Origin of the sequence: Enterobacter cloacae complex sp. ESBL7 (assembly GCF_041679625.1) — a bacterium.
Taxonomy (GTDB): domain Bacteria; phylum Pseudomonadota; class Gammaproteobacteria; order Enterobacterales; family Enterobacteriaceae; genus Enterobacter; species Enterobacter asburiae_B.
This window is the reverse complement of record NZ_JBGORN010000001.1, coordinates 1,712,893-1,730,814: the sequence shown is the minus strand read 5'-3', so window position 1 is coordinate 1,730,814 and position 17,922 is coordinate 1,712,893. Positions and strand designations below refer to the sequence as shown.

The window sequence follows — 17,922 nt, the reverse complement described above, 5'->3', positions numbered from 1 at the left end:
ACGTGCAACAACACGGACGACAACATCCCATGAAAATAGAATCTCTTATCCTGGCAGTGCTGGTGCTCTTTTCTGCGCCTTCCTGGTCTGCTTTTCAGGAGCGGGAATATAATACCTGGTATATCAAAAATGCGGTTCTTTACGATATGACGCAAACCTCGGAAGGTTTCCCGGTCATGGTGAGCGTCTCCCAGCCTGGTAGAAAATCCGCTAATTTGCTGGTGTCGTATATTACTGAAGGCCGTTGCGGTGAGAATAACCTGCCGTTAAATGTGAACGGTAAAGTGCTGCCCGCAAAATATTATTGTGTTCAGGTAGGACAGAACAGAATTGAACATTTTTCAGTGGTTGATGCGGACAGCGTCAATGGCATGGTGACGCATTTAAAATCCGATTTCACGATCCTCCTGCAAAACGATATCAAGATTTGGGCTGCAAACATCAAAACGCCAAAATATGGACTGGCGCCGAGATTCTAACTATGAAATGCCTGTATTACGACAAGCATTTTTTTTTGGGGATGTAACGCAATCATTTTTAAGTTAATAGTTTTAATGCATTACTATTAAACATTAAAGGTAGTGGCCTTGGTTTTTTACGTATTTAAACGGACTGTATGCTAAACGGTACAAAACCTCATAAATAATCCTTTCTGACGTTATGGATAAAGCTCATTACCAGACTTACGCTTGCTAGCGGCGTTTTAGTTGTTCAACACATCTTTACTGGTAAGGAGCAGAAAATGTCGCAACGTAATAGTCTGGATTTACTAAGCCGTAAAGAAGGAATGTGTCTGTTAGAGCAAAGCATGGGTTTTGTCTGGCAGGCAGCGCTTCGGGCGGTCGCGGTCTTAGGCGTCGCAGATCGTCTGGTTGAAGGAAAAAAATCCGTCAAACAACTGGCGAAAGAGTTGAATGTCGACGCTGAATATCTTCATCGAATCATGCGCTTAGTGTCTTCTCGTGGAGTTTTCAACGAATTATCCGAAGCTGAATACAGTCTTAGCCATTCAGCACAATTCCTCTGTTCTGAGCATGAATTTTCCTTGCGTGCGGCGGTGCTCATGCTGACTGACCAAACATTCTGGCAGCCAGCGGCTAAAATGGATGAGATATTGCAAGGTAAACCTGTTTTTAATGAATTGTTTGGTAAGCCTTTTTACGACTACTGGCAGCATGACGATAGGGGATCTGAAAGCAACGTTTTTCATGCCGGTATGGCCTCTATGTCATCCGTAGAGAATGAGGTCATTGCAGATAGCTATTCGTTCCCTCAAAACGCTGTCGTTGCCGATATCGCCGGTGGGTTGGGTAACTTATTGCTGACCGTTTTACGTCGAAATCCGACCTTAACGGGGATCCTTTTCGATCAAAAAGACGTGCTTGAGCGAAATCGACTGCACCTGTTAAAGGATAATCGTCGATGGGAGACCATTGAGGGCAGCTTTTTTGAAGCCTGTCCTGTAGCGGACATTTACCTGCTTAAATACATTTTGATGGACTGGCCTGATGAGAAGGCCATTCAGATCCTTCAATGCTGCAGAACGGCTATGAAAGAAAACGCCCGACTATTAATTTTTGAGCCGCTTATTAAAAAAGAAAATAATGAGCTGGGACGATTTGAAATTGACCTTCTTCTGTTAACAAGCTTTGATGGCGGACGTACACGAACAGAGTCTGAGTATCAGCACTTGTTTGAGCAGACCAATCTGAAGTTGAACAAAATAATAGACACCCGTTCGTATCTGTCGATTTTAGAAGTCGTACCTGTCTGAACTGTTTAAATAACATTCACAGAGCATGCGTCCCGCATTCCGTTTTACCGTATTCCTGCTACGCTTGTTTGTTGTACCAGGAGCATGAATATGAAAAACAAAGATGAACAAACCGGATTAGTGGGGCTGGCGATTGGGGCCGCCGTTATTGGACTGGTTTCAGCGCAGAAACCGATCCATCGCAACAGCATTGTTGATGAACTGGTCAGGCTCGGCAGGCAAAAAGGCGATGGCGTAGAAGATGAGGTTTTCGTTAAGGCTGCCGAGCTGGTGAGAAAAGGGGTATAGCCGATGGCTGAAAGACGAAACGCGAAGTGCCATTGCGGCGCGGTGTCGTTCACCGTTGAGCTTACCGATGGCCTGAACACCGCGCGGCGCTGCAGCTGTTCCTTTTGTCGTATGCGGGGCGCGGTCGTCGTTTCAGCGCCGTTGTCAGGCATTAAGGTGACCAAAGGTGAAGATAAGCTCACCGAGTACCGCTTTAACACGGGAACGGCACGGCATTTCTTCTGCTCGGTGTGCGGGATCTACACGTTCCATCAGCGACGTTCTAACCCAAACGAATATGGCGTTAATGTCGCCTGTTTTGAAAACGTTTCACCTTTTGATTTTCCAGAGGTGAAGGTGATGGACGGCGTTAACCATCCCATGGATGGGGATAGTGGGGTATTAGGTTATCTCTCTTTTCGCGAGAAAGGGGAAGATCAGGCATGATTGCCGCCTGGCCACTCTTTTACTCCTCCGGCTATAGTAGGCAGTGGGTAACTGAAACAGGAGAAACTATGCTCTGTGTTGAAAAAGACGATCCGCGTGAGGCCCCTGAATCAGGTGATAAAAAGCCTCAACCTGTGAAAAAATAACGCGACATACGCGTTTACCCGCCACCGGCACTGCTGGTGGCTTTTTATTTCCAGGGACAATAGTTAACTGCCATCCAGATGGTTTAATAGCGCCCCGAGATGCCCGACGATATCACCAAAATCAAAAATTAACGCCATCCACAGCAATGCTAAAAGGGTAAGTAAGGCAAGGGATACACGACCAAACAACGCTGTTATCCTTAGTGAAGAAAGGGCTATCACCGCAGTTTAACCAGCTTACTTTCAACTTTCCCTCAACCAACCCCTTTCTTAAACTGTCTTATGTGACGAACTTCAAAAAACAAGCGAGCCCGCATGATTATGCGGGCTCTGACAATCAGAACTGGTAAACCAGGCCTAACGCTACAACATCACCGGTGCTGATGCCGTTGTCTTTGTAGAAGCTGTCATCTTCATCCAGCAGGTTGATTTTGTAATCAACGTAGGTGGACATGTTTTTGTTGAAGTAATAGGTGACCCCTACGTCAGCGTATTTAACCAGATCCTGGTCGCCCTGGCCGTTGCCCAGATCCTTACCTTTCGACTGCAGGTAGGAAAGGGACGGACGCAGGCCGAACTCAAACTGGTACTGCGCGGTCACTTCGAAGTTCTGGGTTTTGTTCGCCACGGCGTCGGTGTTATCACCATACGGTGTCATATTGCGGGTTTCAGAATACATCGCCGCCAGATAGATGTTATTGGCGTCATACTTCAGGCCCGCCGTCCAGGCATCCGCTTTGTCTCCACCCGCAGTGGTGTTCATGACCTGCTCGTTGGTTCGGTCAGAAGAGGTATACGCGGCACCCGCAGTAATCCCCATGCCGAAGTCATAGGTGGTAGAGATACCGAAGCCGTCACCGTTCTCGTGACGCGTGTCGCGACCGTTGTTGGTACCTTCCTGGTTGTTGCTGGCGTCTTCATTTTTGCCCTGGTACTGCAGCGCAAAGTTCAGGCCCTGTACCAGACCGTAGAAGTCGGTGTTACGGTAGGTTGCCACGCCGTTTGCGCGGCCGGTCATGAAGTTGTCGGCTTTGGTGTAGGAGTCGCCACCGAACTCAGGCAGCATATCGGTCCAGCCTTCCACGTCGTACAGGACACCGTAGTTACGACCGTAATCGAAGGAGCCGTAGTCACCCACTTTTACACCGGCGAAGGCCAGACGCGTCCAGGACTGATTATCAGACCCTTCCGTGTTATTAGCCTGAATGTTGTATTCCCACTGCGCATAGCCGGTCATGGTGTTGTTAATCTGGGTTTCACCTTTGAAACCCAGACGCATATAGGTTTGATCGCCGTCAGCACCTTTGTTATCGGAAAAGTAGTGCAGACCATCTACTTTTCCGTACAGATCTAATTTGTTACCGTCTTTATTATAAATTTCTGCTGCTTGAGCAGAACCAGCCATTAACAGAGCCGGAATCATCAGAGCCAGTACTTTTCTTTGCATTGTGATATTCCTTTGCAGTTGTTTTTATTTAATTACCTGTTGAACTTTCAGAATGAGAAAGTTGTCTCATGCTAAATCACTCCTGTGTAAGAGTAATAAAATATAATTGTTACGAACTAAGTAAAATCTAAACCGAATAAATCGGCGGAAATGATCATTGGTTTGATGAATAATTTAAAAGTAACTATATTAAATTGAAATTATTAATCAGGCGTTAATTAAGGTAATCTGCCCGGCGTTATATGCCTGTAAGATGATTCATCCATAATTAACGTGAATGCTATTAAGGAAACTAAATAGATATTCAATGATTATCTGGATTCGCCCGGTGTGAATACGCCGGGCTTTTTTTATGGCAAAAAAATGCCCGGATAAGCCGGGCAGGGGAACTAGTCGCTGGTCGGTTTTTCGGCTTTACCCGCCATCTGCGCCAGGAAGTCATAGCGTTTTTGCAGGTCAGCAGCGGCATCTTTCCAGAGCTGCTCGGCCACTTCCGGCTGCTGGGCGTTAAGGCGACGGAAGCGCTGTTCCTGCATTAACGTCTCGGCTAGGGCATCCGACGGCGGACGCGAATCCAGCGCCAGCGGTAATTTACCCTCGTCTGCACGACGCGGGTCGAACCGGTACAGCGGCCAGAAGCCGGTCGCGGTCAGCTGACGCATCTGGTCGTGGCTGAGCGCCAGGTCGTAGCCATGCTCTTCGCAAGGGCTGTAGGCAACGATCAGCGACGGGCCTGGATACGCTTCCGCTTCCTGAATCGCTTTCACCGTCTGGTTAAGCTGGGCACCCAGCGAGATTTGCGCGACGTAAACGTGACCGTACATCATCATGCTCACGCCGAGATCTTTGCGCGCCTTGCGTTTACCGTGTTCGCCGAATTTCGTTACCGCGCCTAACGGCGTGGCTTTCGACGCCTGGCCGCCGGTATTGGAATAACATTGCGTATCCAGAACCAGGATGTTGACGTTTTCGGTCAGGCTTAGCACGTGATCCAGCCCGCCAAAGCCGATATCGTAAGCCCAGCCGTCGCCGCCGATCAGCCAGATTGATTTTTCGACCAGAGCGTCAGCGTCGGTCAGCAGCTGTTCAGCCCCCGCAACGCCCTGTAGCGCGCGGCGCAGCTCAGCAACCTGCTCACGACGTTCTTCTGGCATCGCGTCCGCATGAAGCGCGTCATTGAGCTCAGCGGGGATCTGCCCGGCAAACTGCTCCAGCAGGCGCATCACGCGCGCGCGGTGCTGGTCGACGGTCAGGCGGAAGCCCAGGCCGAATTCGGCGTTGTCCTCGAATAGCGAGTTTGCCCACGCCGGACCGCGCCCATTCGCGTCGGTGGTGTACGGCGTAGAAGGCAAATTGCCCCCGTAGATAGATGAACAGCCGGTTGCGTTGGCAATCAGCATCCGGTCACCGTACAGCTGTGTAAGCAGCTTGATATACGGCGTCTCACCGCAGCCGGAACAGGCCCCGGAGTACTCAAACAGCGGCGTAATCAGCTGTGACGTACGAATATCAATACGTTCCAGTTTGCTGCGATCGATTTCCGGCAGATTCAGGAAGAAGTCATAGTTGACCTTCTCCTCTTCGACGTGCTCCAGACGCGACATCATATTGATGGCTTTGATCTCCGGATCCTGCCTGTCTTTCGCCGGACAGACCTCGACGCACAGGTTACAGCCGGTGCAATCTTCCGGCGCGACCTGCAGAACGTATTTCTGTCCGCGCATATCGCGAGATTTCACATCCAGCGAATGCAGGCTGGCAGGCGCGGCTTCCATCTCTTCCGGTGAAACCACTTTGGCACGAATGGCAGAGTGCGGGCAGGCCGCAACGCAGTGGTTGCACTGGGTACACAGCTCTTCTTTCCAGATGGGGATCGCTTCGGCAATGTTACGTTTTTCCCAGCGCGTGGTGCCCATCGGCCAGGTGCCATCCGGCGGTAGCGCGGAGACGGGCAGGGCATCGCCCAGGCCGGCCAGCATCGCCGCCGTCACGGTCTTCACGAAATCGGGCGCCGCATCGGACACCACCGGAGGGCGGTTCGGGCTTGCGGCATTCACCGGCTGCAGCGGTACCTCAAACAGCGATTCGCGTGCCAGCGCCAGCGCCTGCCAGTTTCGCTCGACCAGCTCCTGGCCCTTGCTGCTGTAGCTTTTGGCAATCGCACCCTGCAGCTCCACCAGCGCGCTGTCGCCTGGCAGAATATTGGTCAGATGGAAGAAGGCCATCTGCATAACGGTATTAATACGCGCAGCCAGGCCACATTCGCGGGCAATTTTCGCGGCGTTGACCACGTAGAAACGGGCTTTTTTCTGGTTCAGCACCGCCTGAACTTCCTGCGGCAGCCGCGCCCAGACTTCTTCTGCGCTGTACGGCGTATTGAGGAGGAAAATGCCGCCGGGCTTCAGGCGCTCGGCCATCTGGTATTTATCGATAAACTGCAGCTGGTGGCAGCCAACAAAATCGGCCTGAGAGATAAGATACGCGGAGCGGATGGGCTGTTCGCTCACGCGCAGGTGGGAAACGGTCAGGCCGCCTGCTTTTTTGGAGTCGTAGACGAAGTACCCCTGGGCGTACCACGGCGTTGAGTTGCCGATAATTTTGATGTTGTTTTTGGTCGCGGAGACGCTGCCGTCGCTGCCCAGACCATAGAACAGCGCCTCAAGTTTGGCGGTCGAGGGCAGGGTGTTTTCCGGCAGAGACAGGGAAAGATTCGTCACATCATCATAAATGCCGACGGTAAAGCGCGGTTTGGGTTTCGCCTCGCTTAACTCGTTGAATACCGCCAGCACGCAGTCCGGCCCAAACTCCTTGGAGGACAAGCCATAGCGACCCCCGATTACGCGCGGCAGCGTTTCACGTTCGCCCTGATTAAAGGCTTCTGCCAGGGCGGTCATCACATCCAGATAGAGGGGTTCCGCCTGCGCGCCCGGCTCTTTGGTACGGTCGAGCACCGCCACTGCGCGCGCGCTTTCAGGGAGTGCCGAAAGCAGATGTTTGGCCGAGAAGGGACGATAGAGACGCACCTTAAGTACGCCAACTTTTTCGCCGCGCGTCAGCAGCTCGTCAACCACCTCTTCACAGGTCCCAATGGCTGACCCCATCAGCACGATCACCCGTTCCGCCTGCGGATGACCGTAGTACTCAAACGGTTTGTACTCCCGGCCGGTCGCGGCGGCAAAGTCATTCATTGCCTGTTCAACATGGTCGTAAACCGCGTTGTACCAGGGGTTAGTGGCCTCGCGGGACTGGAAATAGGTATCCGGGTTCGCCGATGTCCCGCGAATAACCGGGTGTTCAGGATTCAGCGCCCGGGCGCGATGCGCGTCGATTTCCGCCTGCGGCAGCAGATTCAGGATAGTATCGTCGGCCAGCGGGACGATTTTATTTATTTCGTGAGAGGTGCGGAAACCATCAAAGAAGTGAATAAACGGCACGCGGCTTTTGAGCGTGGCGATATGCGAAATTAATGCAAAGTCCTGCGCTTCCTGAACGCTGCTGGCACATAGCATCGCACAGCCGGTCTGGCGCACGGCCATCACGTCGGAGTGATCGCCAAAGATAGAGAGCGCGTGGGTGGCAACGGTGCGCGCGGCAACGTGCAGAACGAAGGGGGTCAGCTGACCGGCGAGTTTGTAAAGCGTAGGGATCATTAACAGCAATCCCTGTGAGGAGGTAAACGACGTGGAAAGCGCGCCGGTCTGAAGCGCACCGTGTACCGTGGCAATCGCACCGGCTTCAGACTGCATCTCAACCACTCTCGGGACATCGCCCCAGACGTTTTTTAACCCGTTACCCGCCCAGGCATCCGCCTGCTCGGCCATGGTAGAACTTGGCGTAATCGGGTAGATGGCGATAACTTCACTGGTGCGAAACGCGACTGAGGCAACTGCACCATTACCGTCAATAGTTTGCATAGGACAACACCCTTACATTGCGCAAAAAAATAGGGGTCTGTATTACGGCAACAAACCCTGAATATTATCTGTGTATTCTAGCAAACGAGGGATTTTACGATTTTCGCTTTTGTGTCCTTGGTATTCCTGCCATCAATGAGTAGATCAAACTTTTGGCGAAAAAATTGCGAGAAATTGTTTCCGGAGCGCATAAATACGCACTTCCACTCTCGACGACAAGGGATGTGATGCCTATTATGCATAGGTTTCGCATTATTCATGGGGGAGAGAGCATGCGCTCAGCATTTTGGGTAGGGTGTGCCGCGTTATTGTTGTCGGCATGTAGCAGTGAGCCAGTCCAGCAGGCAACGGCAGCCCACGTGGCGCCGGGAATGAAAGCGGCGATGTCCAGTTCAGGTCAGGCCAACTGCGCGATGATTGGCGGTTCGCTGTCTGTCGCCCGCCAGCTTGATGGTTCTGCTATTGGGATGTGCGCCTTGCCAAACGGCAAACGCTGTAGCGAACAGTCGCTTGCCGTTGGAAGCTGCGGTAACTACTGATTATTCTACACGCTTAAACATCAGTGTTTTATCGGCTGTCGCCAGGGTTAACTGGTCCTCAGTCAGGTCGACCTGCGCCCCTTGGCGCAGCATGTCGCCGATGGTCTGATCCAGCTCATTCAGCTGCGGCTCAGTACAGAGCTTGCGCGTCATGGCCAGCGTTTTAACCTTCAGCTCGCCTTCGGACAATTTCCCCTGTCCGTTGAAGCGGTTACACATCTGGCCAGAAACGCTGATGTTATTCACCAGGCTGATATCTGGCAGCGCGCCAAAGCTGAGCTCAGGTTGCGTTGTCGCGGTCTTCACGGCCTTACCGTTGACATTTTCCAGCACAAAGCGATGGTTTTTAAGTTGCTCCGGCTGTACGGAGGCTTTGCCCGGATTAACGCACCCGGAAAGGACAAGACTAATAACGCTTAACGCAATGAGCTTTTTCATTTTTCTTCTCAAACTATAAATACCGTGAATCTTTTTCCAGTGTAACGATACTCTGCCGTGCGTTAATGGGGTTTATCTGAAAGTGCGGGGAGAAGTACCGGGCAACGCAGCGGTTGCCCGGAATAACGTTAATGCGATTTAAATCCTGCCGCCGTCATCAGCATGCGGAAGAGCATACTGACAGCAGCCAGCGCCAGTACGCTGCCGCCCCAGATAATGGCCAGCCACAGCAATCTTTTCCAGACCGGTTGTTGCATCAGTGATAACCCTCCCCATGCTGAACTTTGCCGCGAAACACGTAGTAGCTCCAGAAGGTGTAGACCAGAATAACGGGAATGATCAACAGCGCGCCCACCAGCATAAAGCCCTGGCTTTGCGTCGGGGCGGCGGCCTGCCACAGGGTGATCGACGGTGGAATAATATGCGGCCAGATGCTGATCCCAAGCCCGCTAAAGCCGAGGAATATCAGCCCCAGCGTCAGAATAAACGGACGGCTATGGCTCGCGGGATTATTCAGGCAGCGCCACTGGTACAGGCTAAAAATCACCACCAGAGCAGGGACAGGCAGCAGATAAAACAGATTCGGCAGCGTAAACCAGCGCGCAGCGATGGCCGGTTGCGCCAGCGGCGTCCAGAGGCTGATCGCCGCAATAAACGCCAGCAGCACGATTAACAGCGTTTTCGACACCTCACGCATCCGCTCCTGCAGCGCGTTTTCGCTTTTCATCACCAGCCAGGTAGAGCCTAACAGCGCATAAGCAACCACCAGCCCCGCGCCGCAAAACAGGTTAAACGCGGTAAACCAGTCAAAGGGGCCGCCGGTATAGGCCCGGCCGGTGACGGTAAAGCCGTTAATGACGGCGCCTACCGTCACGCCCTGGGTGAACGTTGCCAGAATTGAACCGCCAATAAACGCCTTATCCCAGAAGGGGCGGTGGGCAGGCTTGGCTTTAAAGCGAAACTCAAATGCCACTCCGCGGAAAATAAGCCCGATCAGCATTAACGTCAGCGGAATGGTCAGGGCATCAACGATCACCGCATAGGCCAGCGGGAATGCGCCGAACAGGGCGGCACCGCCAAGCACCAGCCAGGTTTCGTTTCCGTCCCAGACCGGCGCGACGCTGTTGACCATCACGTCGCGATCGTCGGCGTTCTGCGTGGCCGGGAACAGAATGCCAATCCCCAGATCAAAACCGTCCATCACGATATACATCAGCGTGGCGAAGACGATGATCACAAACCAGATAATGGAAAGATCGATACCCATTATGGCTGCTCCTTATGTTCAGCTGTGACGGCAGAAAGCGGGCGCGCCGGACGTCCGTCGGACTCGGTGGCGAAAGTTTCATGCGGCTGCGGGCCTTTTCGGATGAGGCGTACCATATAGCTGTAACCCACGCCGAATACCGAGGTATAGACGACGAAGAAGGCCAGCAGGCTCACGCTCATATGCAGGTCACCGTGGGCAGAAACCGCATCCTTCGTTCGCTGGAGTCCGTAGACCACCCACGGCTGGCGGCCCACTTCGGTGGTGATCCACCCAGCCAGGATGGCAATCAGCCCGGTTGGCCCCATCAGCAGCGCAAACCACAGGAAAGGGCGCGACGAATACACGCGGTTTTTGTAGCGCAGCCAGAGAGCCATCACCCCGAGCAGCAGCATCAGCATGCCCAGGCCCGCCATGATGCGGAATGACCAGAACACGATGGTGGAATTCGGACGGTCTTCCTTCGGGAACTCTTTGAGGGCCGGAACCTGTTTATCCAGGCTGTGCGTCAGGATAAGACTCCCCAGCGCTGGGATCTCCAGCCCAAAGCGGGTGCGCTCCTGCTCCATATCCGGCCAGCCAAACAGCAGCAGCGGGGTAGGCTCACCCGGCGGATTTTCCCAGTGGCCTTCAATGGCGGCAATCTTGGCGGGCTGGTGCTTTAAGGTGTTCAGACCGTGCATATCGCCAACCATGGCCTGGATGGGGGCGACAATCAGCGTCATCCACAGCGCCATCGAAAACATTGCCCGTATGGCAGGGGTATTATTGCCGCGCAGCAGATGCCATGCCGCGGATGCGGCCACAAACAGGGCGCTGCTTAGGAATGCGGCTATCGACATATGCAGCAGGCGGTAAGGGAAGGAGGGGTTAAACACCACGGCGAACCAGTCCACCGGCACGACCTGACCGTTGACGATCTCATAGCCCTGCGGGGTCTGCATCCAGCTGTTCGACGAGAGGATCCAGAAGGTAGAAATAATAGTGCCCAACGCCACCATGCAGGTGGAGAAGAAGTGCAGACCCGGCCCGACTTTGTTCCAGCCGAACAGCATCACGCCGAGGAATCCGGCTTCGAGGAAGAAGGCGGTCAGCACTTCATAGGTCAGCAGCGGGCCGGTAATGCTGCCCGCAAACTGTGAAAATCCGCTCCAGTTGGTGCCGAACTGGTAGGCCATCACCAGCCCGGAGACCACGCCCATGCCAAAGTTGACGGCAAAAATCTTCGACCAGAAATGGTACAGCGAGCGCCAGACCGGATTTTTGGTTTTCAGCCACAGCCCTTCGAGTACGGCAAGATAGCTTGCCAGGCCGATGGTGATCGCCGGGAAAATAATGTGAAAGGATACGGTAAAGGCAAACTGTATCCGTGCAAGGTGAAAAGCATCTAAACCAAACATGCACAGCCTCAATGTCAAACGGTGTGCTGTTATGGTATAGGGGTAAAGTTCGGACTATCAGACGCAGAAAAGTGATTTTTAACCATAACAGTTGGCTTAAAGCTCATGCTTTAGACATCTGATATACCTCGCGTGAGGAATAAAAACCGTCTTTTTATGAATTTTACGCATAAAACTGCTTGCCTTGTCGTCTGCGCCGTGCGTTAATGGCCTTCTGGTTTTGAGTCCAAATAAATATCTGACGTAGTTTTATAAAGCAGTTCTCATCACGTTGTGCCTCTCCGCAGCCTCTCTTGGGTCTTTATCTACTTTCCGATTCGTTTTGTTTAAAACCATTATTGCCCAATCGGCCCATTAGTAATTTACGTTTTTACGTTCACAGGAGAATCCTATGACTTCTTATATTCATTTCCGCTGCCCGTGCTGTCATGGCTCGCAGTACCGAACCTCAGTCTTTGATATGTCTGAGAAAAACCCACTCGGCGCGAAATGCATCTTTTGCAAATCGTCGATGATTACGCTCGATCACCTGGCCGCCGCGCGTCAGGCGCAAAGCCACGTTACCGAGTACCGTAAGTAATTCGTTTCACGAACTATAACAGTTAGCTAAATCTTCTCTTTTTCTCCTGCTGATATACACTGTCGGTCACAAGGAGAATTTGATGAAAAAATACCAGCGTCTGGCGCAACAAATTATCTCGCAGATTGAGCTTGGCGTATGGCTGCCGGGCGATAAGCTGCCTTCGCTGCGAGAGCAGGTGGCGAGCAGCGGCATGAGTTTTATGACCGTTGGCCACGCGTATCAGATGCTGGAAAGTCAGGGGCGCATTGTCGCCAGACCGCAGTCGGGCTATTACGTTGCCTCGCGCCCGACCGCACATCAGCCTGCTCCACCTGCCCAGGTGATGCGTGACGAAGTGGTGGATATTAATACCTACATCTTCGACGTCTTACAGGCCAGCCGCGACCCGTCCGTTGTTCCTTTTGCCTCCGCGTTTCCCGATCCCCGACTTTTCCCGCTGCAGCAGCTCAACCGCTCGCTGGCGAACGTCAGCAAAACCGCGACGGCGATGAGCGTGATTGAGAACCTGCCACCGGGTAACGTCGATCTCCGCCACGCCATTGCCCGTCGCTATGCGCAGCAGGGAATGAACATCTCCCCGGAAGAGATTGTGATCACCGCAGGCGCGCTTGAAGCGCTCAATCTCAGCCTGCAGGCGGTAACCGAGCCGGGCGACTGGGTGATAGTCGAAAACCCGTGTTTCTACGGCGCGCTGCAGGCGCTGGAACGCCTGAAGCTCAAAGCGTTGTCGATTGCGACGGATGTCCGCGAGGGGATTGATCTGAATGCCCTTGAACAGGCGCTGAAGGAGTACCCGGTTAAAGCCTGCTGGATCATGACCAACAGTCAGAACCCGCTTGGCTTCACGCTGAGCGCGGAGAAAAAAGCGCAGCTTGTCGCGCTGTTAACGCAGCACAACGTCACCCTGATTGAAGACGATGTCTACAGCGAGCTCTATTTTGGCCGCGAAAAGCCGCTCCCGGCGAAAGCATGGGATCGTCAGGACATGACGCTGCACTGCTCGTCTTTTTCAAAATGTCTGGTGGCCGGTTTTCGCATCGGCTGGGTTGCGGCAGGAAAACACGCGAGACGCATTCAGCAGCTGCAGCTGATGAGCACGCTCTCCACCAGCTCACCCGTGCAGCTGGCGCTGGTGGATTACCTGGCGACGAAACGCTACGACGCCCATCTGCGCCGGCTGCGGCGTACCCTCGCCGAGCGAAAACAGCAGGCCTGGCAGTCTCTTTTGCGCCATATGCCTGCCGGCGTCAAAATTCACCATAACGACAGCGGCTACTTTTTATGGCTGGAGCTTCCGGCGCAGCTGGATGCGGGTCTGCTCAGCGAAAAAGCCTTAACGCACCACATCAGCATTGCGCCCGGAAAGATGTTTTCCACCTCCGACGCGTGGACACCGTTCTTCCGGTTTAATACCTCCTGGGCCTGGGGAGAGCGAGAAGAGCAGGCGGTCATTCAGTTAGGAAAATTAATTAGCACGATGCTGGAATAAACTTTTCTCCGTTATTTAAATAATCAATTCTTATCCTGATGACGGCGCTGCGAATATTTCGCGGTGCCCTGTCATAGTAAATCTGCATACCGTCTCTCGCGGCTAACTCCTTGTCTATAATCCAGTTAACGGGGAATGCGCCCTCGGTCACACCTTGATGAAATTTCCTGAAGCCGTACGGTGCGGCGCATTTGCGCGGTCTACGTTTAATAAGGGAGATATTTTTACGGCACGGCTGCCGCTAAATTTCATTGCGACAGGAGTAACTCTTATGAGCAAACATTTTGCCCGCAGCAGCCTGTGCGCGCTCGGCATGACTATCATGACAGCGCAAGCCGCAGAACCACCAAAGGCCATCGGCGACGGGGAAGGTCGGCTGGATATTATCGCCTGGCCGGGATACATCGAACGCGGACAGACGGATAAAAATTATGACTGGGTCACCCAGTTTGAAAAAGAGACCGGGTGTGCGGTCAACGTCAAGACGGCGGCCACGTCGGATGAAATGGTCAGCCTGATGGCGAAAGGGGGATATGACCTGGTCACCGCCTCGGGTGACGCCTCCCTGCGCCTGATCATGGGTAAACGCGTTCAGCCCATTAACCCGGACCTCATCCCCAACTGGAAAACGCTCGACGCGCGGATTGTAAAAGGGGAATGGTTTAACGTCGGCGGGAAAGTTTACGGCACGCCGTATCAGTGGGGGCCAAACCTGCTGATGTACAACACCAAAACCTTCCCGACGCCGCCGGACAGCTGGAGCGTGGTCTTTACCAAACAGGATCTGCCGGACGGTAAAACCAATCAGGGACGCGTGCAGGCGTATGACGGCCCGATTTATATCGCCGATGCCGCGCTGTTCGTCAAAGCCACTCAGCCGCAGCTGGGTATCAAAGACCCGTACCAGCTCACCGAAAAACAGTATGCCGCCGTGCTCAAGGTGCTTCGCGACCAGCACGCGCTGATCCACCGCTACTGGCATGACACCACCGTTCAGATGAGCGACTTTAAAAATGAAGGCGTCGTGGCCTCCAGCGCCTGGCCGTATCAGGCGAATGCCCTGAAGGCTGAGAACCAGCCCGTTGCTACCGTCTTCCCGAAAGAGGGGGTGACCGGCTGGGCGGATACCACCATGCTGCATGCGCAGGCAAAACACCCGATGTGCGCCTATAAGTGGATGAACTGGTCGCTGACGCCGAAAGTTCAGGGCGATCTGGCGGCCTGGTTTGGCTCCCTGCCCGTGGTTGCAGAAGGGTGTAAGGCCAGCACGCTGCTGGGTGATAAAGGCTGCGAAACAAACGGTTATAACGAGTTCGACAAAATCATGTTCTGGAAAACCCCCATCGCAGAAGGCGGCAAATTTGTCCCTTACAGCCGCTGGACGCAGGATTACATCGCCATCATGGGCGGTCGTTAATTGCCCGGGAGCAGAACATGACGTACGCGGTAGAGTTTAACAACGTTTCCCGTCTGTACGGCGACGTACGGGCGGTGGATGGGGTCACCATTGCTATTCGTGACGGAGAATTTTTCTCCATGCTGGGGCCTTCGGGCTCCGGCAAAACCACCTGTCTGCGTCTGATCGCGGGTTTTGAGCAGCTGTCAGGCGGCACGATTTCTATCTTCGGCAAAGAGGCGAGCGAACTGCCTCCCTGGGAGCGGGATGTGAACACCGTCTTTCAGGACTACGCGCTGTTCCCGCATATGTCGATTCTCGACAATGTTGCCTACGGGCTGATGGTCAAAGGCATCGACAAGAAAAAACGCCATGCGCAGGCCCGTGATGCCCTGGAAAAAGTGGGCCTGAGCTTTGCCGTTGCCCGCAAACCTTCGCAACTTTCCGGCGGCCAGCGGCAGCGTGTCGCCATCGCCCGGGCGCTGGTCAATGAGCCGCGCGTCCTGCTGCTGGATGAGCCCTTAGGTGCGCTCGATCTCAAACTGCGTGAACAGATGCAGTTCGAGCTGAAGAAGCTTCAGCAGGAACTCGGCATCACCTTTATTTTTGTCACCCACGATCAGGGCGAGGCCCTTTCCATGTCAGACCGGGTGGCGGTGTTCAATAACGGGCGCATCGAGCAGGTGGATACCCCGCGCGATCTCTACATGCGTCCGCGCACGCCGTTTGTCGCCGGTTTTGTCGGCACGTCCAACGTCTTTGACGCAGGCCTTGCGCAGAAAATTTGCGGTATGGAAGGTAGCTATTCCCTGCGCCCGGAACATATTCGCCTTAATGAGGTGGGAGAGGTTCAGGTTCAGGGCATCGTGCAGGCCGTTCAGTATCAGGGAGCGGCCACGCGGCTGGAGCTGAAGCTCGCCGACGGCGCCAAACTGCTGGTGAGCCAGGCCAATCTCAGTGAAACCTCGCCGCTGAGCGGCATTGCGCCGGGGCAGGCGGTGATGGCGTCGTGGTCACGCGAGGCGATGATTCGCCTGCACGAGGAGAGGTGAAATGGCTATGAGCGTTGCGCATCCTCCCGCCTCGCACGGCCGCTTAAGCCGCATGACGGCGCTGTTCTGGCGTAAACCGTCGCTAGGCCTGTTCCTGCTTCTGCTCGCGCCGCTGATGTGGTTTGGCATCGTCTATTTAGGATCGCTTCTGACCCTGCTGTGGCAAGGTTTTTACACCTTTGACGATTTCACTATGGCCGTCACGCCGGATCTGACCCTGGCGAACATTCGGGCGCTTTTCAACCCGGCAAACTACGACATCATCCTGCGCACGTTAACCATGGCGATTGCGGTGACGATAGCCAGCGCCATCCTGGCCTTCCCGATGGCCTGGTACATGGCGCGATACACCCGAGGCAAGTGGAAAGCATTTTTCTATATTGCTGTGATGCTGCCAATGTGGGCGAGCTACATCGTCAAAGCCTACGCCTGGACGCTGCTGCTGGCCAAGGACGGGGTGGCGCAGTGGTTTCTCAACCACATGGGGCTGGAGCCGATCCTGACCTCACTCCTTACGCTCCCGGCGATTGGCGGCAACACCTTGTCCACCTCCGGGCTGGGACGGTTTCTGGTCTTCGTCTACATCTGGCTGCCGTTTATGATCCTGCCCGTCCAGGCGGCGCTGGAACGCCTGCCTGCCTCGCTACTGCAGGCCTCAGCCGACCTCGGCGCGCGCCCTCGTCAGACCTTTCGCTACGTCGTTCTGCCGCTGGCGATCCCGGGTATTGCCGCGGGCTCAATATTCACCTTTTCCCTGACGCTGGGGGATTTCATCGTTCCACAGCTGGTGGGGCCGCCGGGTTACTTCATCGGTAACATGGTCTACTCGCAGCAGGGTGCCATTGGCAATATGCCCATGGCCGCCGCGTTCACGCTGGTGCCCATCGTGCTGATTTCACTCTATCTGGCGTTCGTGAAACGTCTGGGAGCATTCGATGCACTCTGAACGCGCACCGCTGTTCCTGAAAGTGGCAGCGTGGGGAGGCGTCATCTTCCTGCACTTCCCGCTGCTGATTATCGCGACCTATGCCTTTAATACCGAAGACGCGGCCTTCAGCTTTCCGCCGCAGGGGCTGACGCTGAAGTGGTTCAGCGTGGCGGCGGGGCGCGGCGATATTATTGAATCCGTGACGTTGTCACTTCAGATTGCCGCGCTCTCCACCGCGATTGCCCTTGTGCTTGGCACGCTTGCTGCAGCGGCGCTGTGGCGAAGCGAGTTTTTTGGCAAGAATGCGATCTCGCTGTTGCTGCTGTTGCCGATTGCGTTACCGGGGATCATCACCGGTCTGGCGCTGCTGACGGCATTCAAAACGATTGACCTTGAGCCGGGGTTTTTCACCATCGTGGTGGGACACGCCACCTTTTGCGTGGTGGTGGTGTTTAACAACGTGATTGCCCGGTTCAGACGCACCTCCTGGAGCCTGGTGGAAGCGTCGATGGATCTCGGGGCCGACGGATGGCAAACCTTCCGCTATGTGGTGCTGCCCAATCTGGGTTCCGCGCTGCTGGCCGGGGGAATGTTGGCGTTTGCCCTGTCGTTTGACGAGATAATCGTCACAACGTTTACGGCGGGACACGAGCGCACGTTACCGCTGTGGTTGCTCAATCAGCTCGGTCGTCCGCGCGACGTGCCGGTCACCAACGTCGTAGCACTGCTGGTGATGCTGGTGACAACTATCCCCATTCTGGGAGCCTGGTGGCTAACCCGCGACGGCGAGAATATCGCCGGCAGCGGGAAATAACAGTGAATTCAACAGGAAAAT

Annotated in this window: 18 protein-coding genes; 12 read left to right on the top strand and 6 right to left on the bottom strand. The window is 54.3% G+C overall.

The window, feature by feature from the left end; genetic code table 11:
• The first annotated feature begins 29 nt into the window (after positions 1–29).
• From ACERY3_RS08505 to ACERY3_RS08485, 5 genes are all read left to right on the top strand, one after another.
• A complete protein-coding gene (locus ACERY3_RS08505; RefSeq protein ID WP_047060986.1) occupies positions 30–479 on the top strand; it encodes a hypothetical protein in 450 nt (149 codons plus the stop codon).
• A gap of 263 nt (positions 480–742) precedes the next feature.
• Positions 743–1,774: a methyltransferase gene (locus ACERY3_RS08500; protein ID WP_048979168.1), complete on the top strand. Its 1,032-nt coding sequence runs from the start codon at positions 743–745 to the stop codon at positions 1,772–1,774.
• A 90-nt stretch (positions 1,775–1,864) separates the two neighbouring features.
• Positions 1,865–2,062 carry a hypothetical protein gene (locus ACERY3_RS08495; protein ID WP_023312007.1) on the top strand — a complete coding sequence of 66 codons (198 nt, stop codon included), beginning with the start codon at positions 1,865–1,867 and terminating at the stop codon, positions 2,060–2,062.
• 3 nt (positions 2,063–2,065) lie between these two features.
• Positions 2,066–2,488, top strand: coding sequence for a GFA family protein (locus ACERY3_RS08490; protein WP_094934972.1), 423 nt, complete (start codon positions 2,066–2,068; stop codon positions 2,486–2,488).
• 68 nt (positions 2,489–2,556) lie between these two features.
• The gene (locus tag ACERY3_RS08485) at positions 2,557–2,634 is read left to right on the top strand and encodes a hypothetical protein (protein WP_223239581.1); all 78 of its coding nucleotides are present in this window, start codon (positions 2,557–2,559) and stop codon (positions 2,632–2,634) included.
• A 337-nt stretch (positions 2,635–2,971) separates the two neighbouring features.
• Here the strand turns inward: ACERY3_RS08485 and ompC are convergent, their stop codons facing one another.
• On the bottom strand, positions 2,972–4,081 hold the full coding sequence (gene ompC / locus ACERY3_RS08480; RefSeq protein ID WP_373225451.1) for a porin OmpC: 1,110 nt from the start codon (positions 4,079–4,081) through the stop codon (positions 2,972–2,974).
• A gap of 389 nt (positions 4,082–4,470) precedes the next feature.
• A complete protein-coding gene (nifJ, locus tag ACERY3_RS08475) occupies positions 4,471–7,995 on the bottom strand; it encodes a pyruvate:ferredoxin (flavodoxin) oxidoreductase (protein ID WP_373225450.1) in 3,525 nt (1,174 codons plus the stop codon).
• Positions 7,996–8,267: 272 nt separating this feature from the next.
• Here nifJ and ACERY3_RS08470 point away from each other — a divergent pair, with 272 nt between their 5' ends.
• Complete coding sequence (locus tag ACERY3_RS08470) at positions 8,268–8,534, top strand: DUF333 domain-containing protein (RefSeq protein ID WP_023312003.1); 267 nt, start codon at positions 8,268–8,270, stop codon at positions 8,532–8,534.
• On the opposite strand, the gene hslJ is transcribed toward ACERY3_RS08470, so the two are convergent.
• The 4 genes from hslJ to ACERY3_RS08450 form a co-directional block, all read right to left on the bottom strand.
• Entirely contained in the window at positions 8,535–8,972 is a 438-nt protein-coding gene (hslJ, locus tag ACERY3_RS08465; protein WP_033145695.1) for a heat shock protein HslJ, read from the bottom strand.
• A gap of 128 nt (positions 8,973–9,100) precedes the next feature.
• Entirely contained in the window at positions 9,101–9,229 is a 129-nt protein-coding gene (locus ACERY3_RS08460) for a DUF2474 domain-containing protein (RefSeq protein WP_008501283.1), read from the bottom strand.
• The gene (cydB, locus tag ACERY3_RS08455) at positions 9,229–10,239 is read right to left on the bottom strand and encodes a cytochrome d ubiquinol oxidase subunit II (protein WP_373225449.1); all 1,011 of its coding nucleotides are present in this window, start codon (positions 10,237–10,239) and stop codon (positions 9,229–9,231) included. The genes ACERY3_RS08460 and cydB overlap by 1 nt, the downstream gene beginning before the upstream one ends.
• Complete coding sequence (locus ACERY3_RS08450; protein ID WP_373225448.1) at positions 10,239–11,639, bottom strand: cytochrome ubiquinol oxidase subunit I; 1,401 nt, start codon at positions 11,637–11,639, stop codon at positions 10,239–10,241. The genes cydB and ACERY3_RS08450 overlap by 1 nt, the downstream gene beginning before the upstream one ends.
• Before the next feature lie 391 nt (positions 11,640–12,030).
• Between ACERY3_RS08450 and ACERY3_RS08445 the strand changes: the two genes are divergently transcribed.
• From ACERY3_RS08445 to ACERY3_RS08420, 6 genes are all read left to right on the top strand, one after another.
• Complete coding sequence (locus ACERY3_RS08445) at positions 12,031–12,219, top strand: hypothetical protein (protein ID WP_023335881.1); 189 nt, start codon at positions 12,031–12,033, stop codon at positions 12,217–12,219.
• Positions 12,220–12,301: 82 nt separating this feature from the next.
• Entirely contained in the window at positions 12,302–13,711 is a 1,410-nt protein-coding gene (locus tag ACERY3_RS08440) for a PLP-dependent aminotransferase family protein (RefSeq protein WP_039262881.1), read from the top strand.
• Positions 13,712–13,982: 271 nt separating this feature from the next.
• Positions 13,983–15,128: a putative ABC transporter substrate-binding protein YdcS gene (gene ydcS, locus ACERY3_RS08435; RefSeq protein WP_029741508.1), complete on the top strand. Its 1,146-nt coding sequence runs from the start codon at positions 13,983–13,985 to the stop codon at positions 15,126–15,128.
• Positions 15,129–15,145: 17 nt separating this feature from the next.
• A complete protein-coding gene (locus tag ACERY3_RS08430; protein WP_319876164.1) occupies positions 15,146–16,159 on the top strand; it encodes an ABC transporter ATP-binding protein in 1,014 nt (337 codons plus the stop codon).
• A 1-nt stretch (position 16,160) separates the two neighbouring features.
• Positions 16,161–17,105 carry an ABC transporter permease gene (locus ACERY3_RS08425; protein ID WP_193806823.1) on the top strand — a complete coding sequence of 315 codons (945 nt, stop codon included), beginning with the start codon at positions 16,161–16,163 and terminating at the stop codon, positions 17,103–17,105.
• Positions 17,095–17,901, top strand: a complete 807-nt coding sequence (locus tag ACERY3_RS08420; RefSeq protein WP_029741505.1) for an ABC transporter permease — start codon at positions 17,095–17,097, stop codon at positions 17,899–17,901. Before ACERY3_RS08425 ends, ACERY3_RS08420 begins: the two co-directional genes overlap by 11 nt.
• Positions 17,902–17,922: the final 21 nt, after the last annotated feature.